9 protein-coding genes are annotated in these 8,753 nt (G+C 73.7%); 3 read left to right on the top strand and 6 right to left on the bottom strand.

Annotation, left to right across the window (positions count from 1 at the left end; all coding sequences use genetic code 11):
* From CHR28_RS21320 to CHR28_RS21310, 3 genes are all read right to left on the bottom strand, one after another.
* Positions 1 to 2,344 (bottom strand): Tex family protein (locus CHR28_RS21320; RefSeq protein ID WP_094055280.1); only part of this gene is annotated, 2,344 nt, incomplete at its 3' end.
* Positions 2,345 to 2,444: 100 nt separating this feature from the next.
* Positions 2,445 to 2,576, bottom strand: coding sequence for an LPFR motif small protein (locus CHR28_RS38425; RefSeq protein ID WP_252100478.1), 132 nt, complete (start codon positions 2,574 to 2,576; stop codon positions 2,445 to 2,447).
* Positions 2,577 to 2,762: 186 nt separating this feature from the next.
* Positions 2,763 to 3,632, bottom strand: coding sequence for an SCO6745 family protein (locus CHR28_RS21310; RefSeq protein ID WP_179272511.1), 870 nt, complete (start codon positions 3,630 to 3,632; stop codon positions 2,763 to 2,765).
* Between the two features lie 114 nt (positions 3,633 to 3,746).
* Between CHR28_RS21310 and CHR28_RS21305 the strand changes: the two genes are divergently transcribed.
* Entirely contained in the window at positions 3,747 to 4,706 is a 960-nt protein-coding gene (locus CHR28_RS21305; protein WP_094055264.1) for a GlxA family transcriptional regulator, read from the top strand.
* A gap of 38 nt (positions 4,707 to 4,744) precedes the next feature.
* Complete coding sequence (locus CHR28_RS21300) at positions 4,745 to 5,380, top strand: DJ-1/PfpI family protein (protein WP_094055263.1); 636 nt, start codon at positions 4,745 to 4,747, stop codon at positions 5,378 to 5,380.
* On the opposite strand, the gene CHR28_RS21295 is transcribed toward CHR28_RS21300, so the two are convergent.
* Positions 5,367 to 6,122, bottom strand: coding sequence for an enoyl-CoA hydratase/isomerase family protein (locus CHR28_RS21295; protein WP_094055262.1), 756 nt, complete (start codon positions 6,120 to 6,122; stop codon positions 5,367 to 5,369). The two genes, CHR28_RS21300 and CHR28_RS21295, sit on opposite strands and share 14 nt — an antisense overlap.
* A 219-nt stretch (positions 6,123 to 6,341) precedes the next feature.
* Between CHR28_RS21295 and CHR28_RS21290 the strand changes: the two genes are divergently transcribed.
* Positions 6,342 to 6,848, top strand: a complete 507-nt coding sequence (locus tag CHR28_RS21290; RefSeq protein WP_094055261.1) for an ATP-binding protein — start codon at positions 6,342 to 6,344, stop codon at positions 6,846 to 6,848.
* A gap of 22 nt (positions 6,849 to 6,870) precedes the next feature.
* On the opposite strand, the gene idi is transcribed toward CHR28_RS21290, so the two are convergent.
* Both idi and CHR28_RS21280 read right to left on the bottom strand, forming a co-directional pair.
* Positions 6,871 to 7,464 carry an isopentenyl-diphosphate Delta-isomerase gene (gene idi, locus CHR28_RS21285; RefSeq protein WP_094055260.1) on the bottom strand — a complete coding sequence of 198 codons (594 nt, stop codon included), beginning with the start codon at positions 7,462 to 7,464 and terminating at the stop codon, positions 6,871 to 6,873.
* 271 nt (positions 7,465 to 7,735) lie between these two features.
* A complete protein-coding gene (locus CHR28_RS21280) occupies positions 7,736 to 8,671 on the bottom strand; it encodes a cation diffusion facilitator family transporter (RefSeq protein ID WP_094055259.1) in 936 nt (311 codons plus the stop codon).
* Positions 8,672 to 8,753 lie beyond the last annotated feature (82 nt).

Here is an 8,753-nt window from a genome sequence, read left to right as displayed (position 1 = left end):
CGCCGCCCTGGCCCCCGCGACCGCCGCCCTGGCCGCCGCGGCCACCGCCCTGACCGCCGCCGCCCTGCCGCTGCTGAGGCGGTCGCCCGCCCCGCCGGCCGCGCTCGCGCTCGCCGGAGCCGCCGCCCTGGCCGCCCTGCGGGGCCGCCTCGTCGTCCAGACGCAGCGTCAGCGAGATCCGCTTGCGCGGGATGTCGACGTCGAGGACCTTCACCTTGACGATGTCGCCGGGCTTGACGACGTCCCGCGGGTCCTTGACGAACGTCTTCGACATCGCGGACACGTGGACCAGGCCGTCCTGGTGGACACCGACGTCGACGAACGCCCCGAACGCGGCGACGTTGGTGACGACGCCCTCCAGGACCATCCCGGACGCCAGGTCGGAGATCTTCTCGACGCCCTCCTTGAACACGGCCGTCTTGAACGCCGGACGCGGGTCGCGGCCCGGCTTCTCCAGCTCCTTGAGGATGTCGGTCACCGTCGGCAGACCGAACGACTCGTCGACGAAGTCCTGCGGCCGGAGCGAGCGCAGCACCGCCGTGTTGCCGATGAGCCCGGCGACCTCCTGCCCGGCCGTCTTCACCATCCGCCGGACCACCGGATAGGCCTCCGGGTGCACGCTGGAGGCGTCCAGCGGGTCGGTGCCGCCGCGGATCCGAAGGAAGCCCGCGCACTGCTCGTAGGCCTTCGGGCCGAGCCGCGCCACCTTCTTCAGCTCACCGCGGGACGTGAACGGCCCGTTCTGGTCGCGGTGCGCCACGATGTTCTCGGCGAGCCCGGAGGTGATGCCGGAGACCCGGGCGAGCAGCGGCGCCGAGGCCGTGTTGACGTCCACGCCCACGCCGTTCACACAGTCCTCCACGACCGCGTCCAGGGAGCGCGACAGCTTCACCTCGGACAGGTCGTGCTGGTACTGGCCGACGCCGATCGACTTCGGGTCGATCTTCACCAGCTCGGCGAGCGGGTCCTGCAGCCGGCGGGCGATGGACACGGCGCCGCGCAGCGACACGTCCATGTCCGGGAGCTCCTGCGAGGCGAACGCCGACGCCGAGTACACCGAGGCGCCGGCCTCGGAGACCATCACCTTCGTGAGGTTCAGCTCCGGGTGCCTGGCGATCAGTTCACCGGCCAGCTTGTCGGTCTCGCGCGAGGCGGTGCCGTTGCCGATGGCGATCAGCTCGACCGCGTGCTCCTTCGCCAGCCGGGCCAGCCTGGCGATGGCCTCGTCCCACCGGTTGGCCGGGACGTGCGGGTGGATGACGTCCGTGGCGACGACCTTGCCGGTCGCGTCCACCACGGCGACCTTCACGCCCGTACGGAAACCGGGGTCCAGGCCGAGCGTCGCGCGCGTGCCCGCCGGTGCGGCGAGCAGCAGGTCGCGCAGGTTCGCCGCGAAGACCCGCACCGCCTCGTCCTCGGCGGCCGTGCGCAGCCGCAGCCGGAGGTCGATGCCCAGGTGGACGAGGATGCGGGTGCGCCACGCCCAGCGGACCGTGTCGGTCAGCCACTTGTCGGCGGGGCGGCCCCGGTCGGCGATCCCGAACCGGTGCGCGACGATGCCCTCGTACGACGAGGGGCCGTCGGCCGGCTCCTCGGGCTCCAGGACGAGGTCGAGGACCTCCTCCTTCTCGCCGCGGAGCATCGCCAGGATCCGGTGCGAGGGCAGCTCCGTGAACGGCTCGGCGAAGTCGAAGTAGTCGGCGAACTTCGCGCCCGCCTCCTCCTTGCCCTCCCGCACCTTGGCGGCGAGCCGGCCGCGCACCCACATGCGCTCGCGCAGCTCGCCGATGAGGTCGGCGTCCTCGGCGAAGCGCTCGGTGAGGATGGCCCGGGCGCCGTCGAGAGCGGCCTGCGGGTCGGCCACGCCCTTGTCCGCGTCGACGAACGCGGCGGCCGCGGCCAGGGGCTCGACGGTCGGGTCGCCGAGCAGCCCGTCCGCCAGCGGCTCCAGACCCGCCTCGCGCGCGATCTGCGCCTTGGTGCGCCGCTTGGGCTTGTACGGCAGGTAGATGTCCTCCAGGCGCGCCTTGGTCTCGGCGCCCAGGATCCGCGCCCGGAGTTCATCGGTGAGCTTGCCCTGCTCGCGCACCGAGTCGAGGATCGCGGCCCGCCGCTCCTCCAGCTCCCGCAGGTAGCGCAGCCGCTCCTCGATCGTGCGCAGCTGCGCGTCGTCGAGCATCTCGGTCGCTTCCTTGCGGTAGCGCGCGATGAAGGGCACCGTGGAACCGCCGTCGAGCAGTTCCACGGCGGCCCTGACCTGCCGCTCCCGTACGCCGAGCTCCTCGGCGATCCTGCCTTCGATGGACACTGCGCTGGTGGACCCGCTGGACCCGGGTGTCGTCACGATCCCGTACCGCCTTCTCCGCTGACGTTGCGCGGCAATTGTGGCAGGTGACACCGACACCCGGGGATCAGGGCGGCACGCGGCGGGCCGGAACCGGCGGTCAGGCCCTGCGGCTGCGGGTGGAGGACGAGGCCCCGCCGAAGAGCCGGGCCAGGGCCCGGAAGGGCAGCGTCACGACGGTGGCGATCGCCCCGCCGATCTGGCGCAGCACGTCTGCGATAGCACGGAACACGAAATTCCCCTTTCTCCGCTCACCGGCCGCGCCGGCCGGCAGGTATCGGGTACCGCGCAGACGCCTCACCATGCGTCACGACCGGACACGCGTGCCCGGCACGGTCCGGACACGCGTGCCCGGCACGGCCCGAACGCGCGTGCTCGCACCGTCCGGACGCGAGTGAAGCGGGCCTTTCGCCGACCCTCAGGCCTTGCCGATCAGGTCCGCCGGGAACGCCCCCGCCATGACCGCGGCCCGTGCGAACCCTCCGCCCAGCTCGGTCAGCCGGGCCACGCCCTCCGGGCCCAGGTGCTCGTAGGGGGCCCGGTCGAGGCGGTCCGTCTCCTGCTCGATCTCGGCGCGCAGGGCACTGCCCCGCTCGGTGAGCTCCCCGTCCCCGTCCAGCAGCCCCCGCTCGCGCAGCCGGTCCGACGCCGCGTCCCACTCCTGCCGGCTCCAGCCCCGGGTGCCGAACACCCACTTCGGCGTCATGCCCTTGCCCGTCGCCGTATGGGTCACCAGGGCCTCGAGTCCGTCCAGGCCCGCGGACATCAGAGCGGCCAGGTGCCCGTCGCCCCGGTGTTCGCGCAGCAGGGTCGCCGCGTGCCAGTACCGCAGATGCGGCTCCTCGGGGACGGGCAGGTCGGCGTGGGCGGCGTACAGCGGCCGCGCCTCGCGCGTACAGGCCTCGGCGGCCCGCAGGGCGAGCCGGGCGGCCTCCGCCATCTCCGCCGACGCCAGTGCCTCCTCGCCGAGCAGCCGGCGCAGGGTCGCGTCCACGGCACGCGCGCGTGCGGCCAGCACCTGCCCGGGCGTGACGGTCTCCCACACCGCGGGCACGTGCCGGGCGACGAGCTCGTACTTGTAGTTGTAGAAGGCCGCGGCCACCGGCCCGGCGCCGACCGGTCCGAAGGCGGCCGACCGCACGGCGAAGTTCACGGCCCGCCGGTCCGTGACCCCGACGGCGCCCAGCTCCCGGCCGAGGTCCGGCGAGAAGTAGTGCGTGGCGTGCAGGGAGTTGAGCACGGTGTGGCAGCGTCGGCCGGCGCGCGGCTCCAGGGCAGCAGTCGTCATGCCGCGCAGGTTACCAACCGCTTGGTATGACCTCCCTGGCCGTGCGCCGCATGGCAGGAAAGGTGGGGGACTCGTCATTGCGGCCACGCCCCGCGCCCGCGCACCATCGACGCCATGGCCCAGCGCACGGTTCTCGCCGTCCTCTTCGACGGCGTGCAGAGTCTCGACGTCACCGGACCGGTGGAGGTCTTCGCTGGCGCGGAACTGCTCGCCCCGGGCACGTACCGGATCCGCACGGCTTCCCTGGACGGCGCGCCCGTGCGCACCACCAGCGGCCTGACCCTCGTCCCGGACGCGCCCCTGGCCGCCGCGCCGGACCCGGACGTCCTGCTGGTCCCCGGCGGGGCGGGCGGCCTGCGGCCCGACCCGCGGCTGGTCGACTGGGTGCGCGAGCACGGGCCGCGCGCCGGGCGGCTGGTCTCCGTGTGCACCGGCGCGACCGTGCTCGCCGCGGCCGGGCTGCTGGACGGCCGGCGCGCCACGACCCACTGGGCGTACTGCGACCGGCTGGCCCGCGACCACCCGGCCGTGGAGGTCGACCCCGACCCGGTCTACGTCCGCGACGGGCACGTCGCCACGTCGGCCGGGGTCACCGCCGGCATCGACCTCGCGCTCGCCCTGGTCGAGGAGGACCTCGGCCGGGACGCGGCCCTCACCATCGCCCGGCACCTCGTGGTCTTCCTGCGCCGGCCGGGCAACCAGGCCCAGTTCAGCGCCCCGCTCGCGGCCCAGACCGCCCGGCGCGAGCCCCTGCGCGAGGTGCAGCGCCACATCGTCGAGCGCCCGGACGCCGACCTCTCCGTCGAGTCCCTCGCCGCCCGGGCCCGGCTCTCGCCCCGACACTTCGCCCGCGCCTTCCGCGCCGAGACCGGCATGACACCCGGCCGCTACGTGGACCGCGTCCGCCTCGAACACGCCCGCCGCCTCCTGGAGGACACCACGGACGGCATCGAGGAGATCTCCCGCACCAGCGGCTACGGCACGCCGGAGGCCATGCGCCGCGCCTTCCTCAAGGCCCTGGGCGCACCCCCGGCGGAGTACCGCCGCCGCTTCCGCCCGGCGCCCACGCCCTGAGCCCGCGGCGAGCCCGCACACCGACCCGAAGGGGCCCCATGCAGATCGCCATCGTCCTCTACGACCGCTTCACCGCCCTCGACGCCGTCGGCCCGTACGAGACCCTCGGACGGCTTCCGGGCGCGCGGACCGTCTTCGTCGCCGAGGAGGCCGGTCCCGTGCGCAGCGACACGGGCAGCCTCGCGCTCACCGCCGACCGGGCCCTGGCCGACGTGCCGAGCCCCGACATCGTCGTCGTGCCCGGCGGCCCCGGCCCGCTCCCGCTCGCGCCGGACGGCCCCCTTCTCTCCTGGCTGCGCACCGCCGACGCCACCAGCACCTGGACCACGTCCGTGTGCACCGGCTCCCTGCTGCTCGGCGCCGCCGGACTCCTGCGGGGCCGCCGCGCGACCTCCCACTGGCTGGCCCTGGAGGAGCTGGCCCGCCACGGTGCCGAGCCGACGGGGGAGCGGGTCGTCACCGACGGCAAGTACGTCACCGCCGCCGGAGTCTCCGCCGGCATCGACATGGGGCTGACCCTGCTCGGCCGGATCGCCGGCGACGACCATGCGCGGATCGTCCAGCTCGCCACCGAGTACGACCCGCAGCCGCCCTACGACGCCGGTTCCCCCGAGAAGGCCCCCGCGCACCTCGTCGACCTGCTGCGCACCCACGCCGGGCTCATCCTGACGTAGGCACGCTCCAGCCGAACCGCGGCTGCCTGCGCTCCAGGAACGCGGCGACCCCCTCCGCGGTGTCGCCGCTCGCGCGGGCCTGCGCGGCCCAGTGCGCGTCCCGGTCCGTGCGGCCGTCCGCGAACTCCTTGGCCGCCGCCTGCGTCAGCTGCGAACGGGACACCAGGACCCGGGCGAACTCCGCCACCCGCTTGCCGAGCCCGCCCGCGGGCAGCACCTCGTCCACGAGACCGGTGCGCAACGCCCGCTCGGCGTCGATCAGTTCCCCGGAGAACAACAGGTACTTGGCGGTGGCGGGCCCCACCAGGGACACCAGCCGCCGGGTCGAGGACGAGGGGTACACGATGCCGAGCTTCGCGGGCGTCACCCCGAAGAGCGCGCCCTCCTCGGCGAAGCGCAGATCACAGGCCGCCGCCAGTTGCGCGCCGCCGCCCACACAGTGGCCGCGGATCGCCGCGAGCGTCGGCTTGGGGAACGCCGCGAGCGCCTCCTCGGCGCGCACGGCCAGCCCCTGCGCCTCCTGAGGCGACCCGCGCAGCGTGGAGATGTCGGCCCCGGCGCAGAACGTCCCGCCCTCCCCGGTCAGCACCAGCACCCGCACCGCCGGGTCGTCCGCGAGCTCCCCGAGCAGCGGGGGCAGCGCGCGCCACATCGCGGCCGTCATGGCGTTGCGCTTCTCCGGGTGGCTGATGACGACGGTCGCGACCGACTCGGCCACGCTGTGCTGCAACTGCGGATCCATGCGCCGGATGCTATCCGGAGGCCAAACCCGTACAACCCGAATAGTTCGCCAAGACGGCACAAACAAGGACAGGACCAGTCCCACAACTGACCGTGTCATACGCCAACGGTCAGAAGTGCTCGATACGTGCTGACTTCTGGTCAGCCCCGCGGTGCGGAGCGCATCGTTACCAACACTCGGGGTGTGGCGACAATCGAGCGCGAGGGTGGCGACCGGACGATGGACGACGACGGGCGCGGGTCCGGCCCACGCCCACAGGGCGGCGCGGCGCCCCTCGGTCCCGGGCCGGTGGATCCGCTGCCGTACGAAGGAGTCTGGCGGTTCACCGCACCGGCCGTCGACGCCTCGGTCCCGCAGGCGCGGCACGCCGTACGGGACCTGCTGCGCCGTCAGGGGGTGCCCGTCCCGGACGACCTGGCCCAGGGGCTGCTGCTGATCGTCTCGGAACTGGTGACGAACGCCGTGAAGCACGCGGCCGTGCTGTCGCCGACGATCGCGGTCGAACTGGCCGTCGGCGCCGAGTGGCTGCGCGTGTCCGTGGAGGACAACCACCCCTACCGGCCGACGGCGCTGGAGACCGACCACGGCCGGACCGGGGGCCGTGGTCTGCTGCTCGTCCGCGAGATCACCCGCGAGGCGGGCGGTGTGTGCGAGGTCGAGTACACCGCGAGCGGCGGCAAGGTGATCTGGGCCGCCCTGCCGCTCCGGCCCGGCCCCTTCTCCTAGCCGGGGCCGGCGGGCCCTCGCCTCACCAGCCGGCCGAGGTGCCCGTCAGCTCCCTGATCGCCGGCCGGGCGGCGTCCAGGACGGTCATGAACCAGGCCGAGAACGTGTCCTTGGCGTGCCGCTCCGCCAGCTCCGGCGGCGTCACGAACGCCGTCGACGCCACCTCCTCCGGGTCCGGCCGCAGCACGGCCTGCACCATGCCGACGAAGAGGTGGTTGTACTCCTGCTCCACCAGCCCCGACTCCGGATCCGGGTGGTTGTAGCGCACGGTGCCCGCCTCGGCCAGCAGGGACGGGGAGGCGCCGAGCTCCTCGAACGTGCGCCGCGCCGCCGCGGCGAAGGGCGCCTCGCCCGGGTAGGGGTGGCCGCAGCAGGTGTTGGACCACACCCCGGGGGAGTGGTACTTGCCCAGCGCGCGCTGCTGGAGCAGCAGCCGGCCGTACTCGTCGAAGAGGAACACCGAGAACGCGCGGTGCAGTTGCCCGGGCGGCTGGTGGGCGGCGAGCTTCTCAGCGGTGCCGATCGTCACGCCGTCCTCGTCGACCAGTTCCAGCAAAATCGCGTCCGCGGTGCCGTTCGACGGGCTGTGCGTCGCGGTGGCAGGTGTGATCGGCATACCCATCCTTCACATCGGTCTTCGCGCCCCAAGTCTGCCGTACGAATCCGGCACTCCCGGCACTTCGCTGCGCCCGCATGTCCCGCGCGGCGGCGCGGGGACGCGGGTGGCGCCGCTGGGACGCCGGGACAGGGACCCAGGTAAGGGATCGTGCCCGGCCCGATGGGCCGAAAATCGTTCCCGCGGACGTGGTGAAAGCCTGGGCGCGGGCGCACGCCGTAGGGCTGCGTACCCCGGCGCACACCAGTCGGCACACGCCCCACCGGTCCCGTCAGTGGCAGAGGTGCGCCTCGTGCTGCGCGTGCCCGCCCGGCTCCAGCTGGAAGGTGCAGTGCTCCACGTCGAAGTGGTCGCCGAGGCAGTTCTGCAACTCGTGCAGCATCTTCTCGTGGCCTATGGCGCTCAGCGCCTCCGAGCTGACGACGACGTGGGCCGACAGCACCGGCATGCCCGAGGTGATCGTCCACGCGTGCAGGTCGTGGACGTCCTCCACCCCGTCCGTGGCGAGGATGTGCGCCCGCACCTCGGCCATGTCGACGCCCTTCGGGGCCGCCTCCAGCAGCACGTCGAGGGTCTCGCGCAGCAGCTTCAGGGTCCGCGGCACGATCATCAGCGCGATCACGAGCGAGGCGATCGGGTCGGCCGCCTGCCAGCCCGTGAGCATGATCACCACGGCGGAGACGATCACCGTCACCGACCCCAGGGCGTCCGCCGCCACCTCCAGGAACGCGCCGCGCACGTTCAGGCTCTCCTTCTGGCCCCGCATCAGCAGGGCCAGCGACACCAGGTTCGCGACCAGGCCGATCACACCGAACAGCAGCGCCAGCCGGCCCTCGGTCTGCGCGGGGGTGAGGAAACGCTGCACCGACTCGTACACCACGTATCCACCGGCCCCGAGCAGCAGCACACAGTTGGCCAGGGCGGCCAGGATCTCGGCGCGCGCGTAGCCGAAAGTGGCCCGTTCGCTCGGCGGGCGGTTCGCGAAGTGGATCGCGAGCAGCGCCATGGCCAGGCCCAGCGCGTCCGTCGCCATGTGTGCCGAGTCCGCGACGAGCGCCAGCGAGTCGGCGAGGACGCCCCCGACGATCTGGACCGCCACGATGCCGAGCGTGATCGCCAGCGCGACCCGCAGCCGGCCCCGGTACGCCGAGGTCGCCGTGGCGCCCGGCCCGCCGTGCGCGTGCCCGTGATCGTGCCCAGCCCCCATGAAAAGCCACCCTCCCGCGTCCGCCACATCCTGCCCGGGCACCCCAGTGAACTACGGGGAGGGGGTATGTGCAACGCGGCAC

Source organism: Streptomyces sp. XY006, assembly GCF_002237655.1.
Classification (GTDB): Bacteria; Actinomycetota; Actinomycetes; order Streptomycetales; family Streptomycetaceae; genus Streptomyces; species Streptomyces levis.
This window is presented reverse-complemented; position numbering and strand designations above follow the sequence as displayed.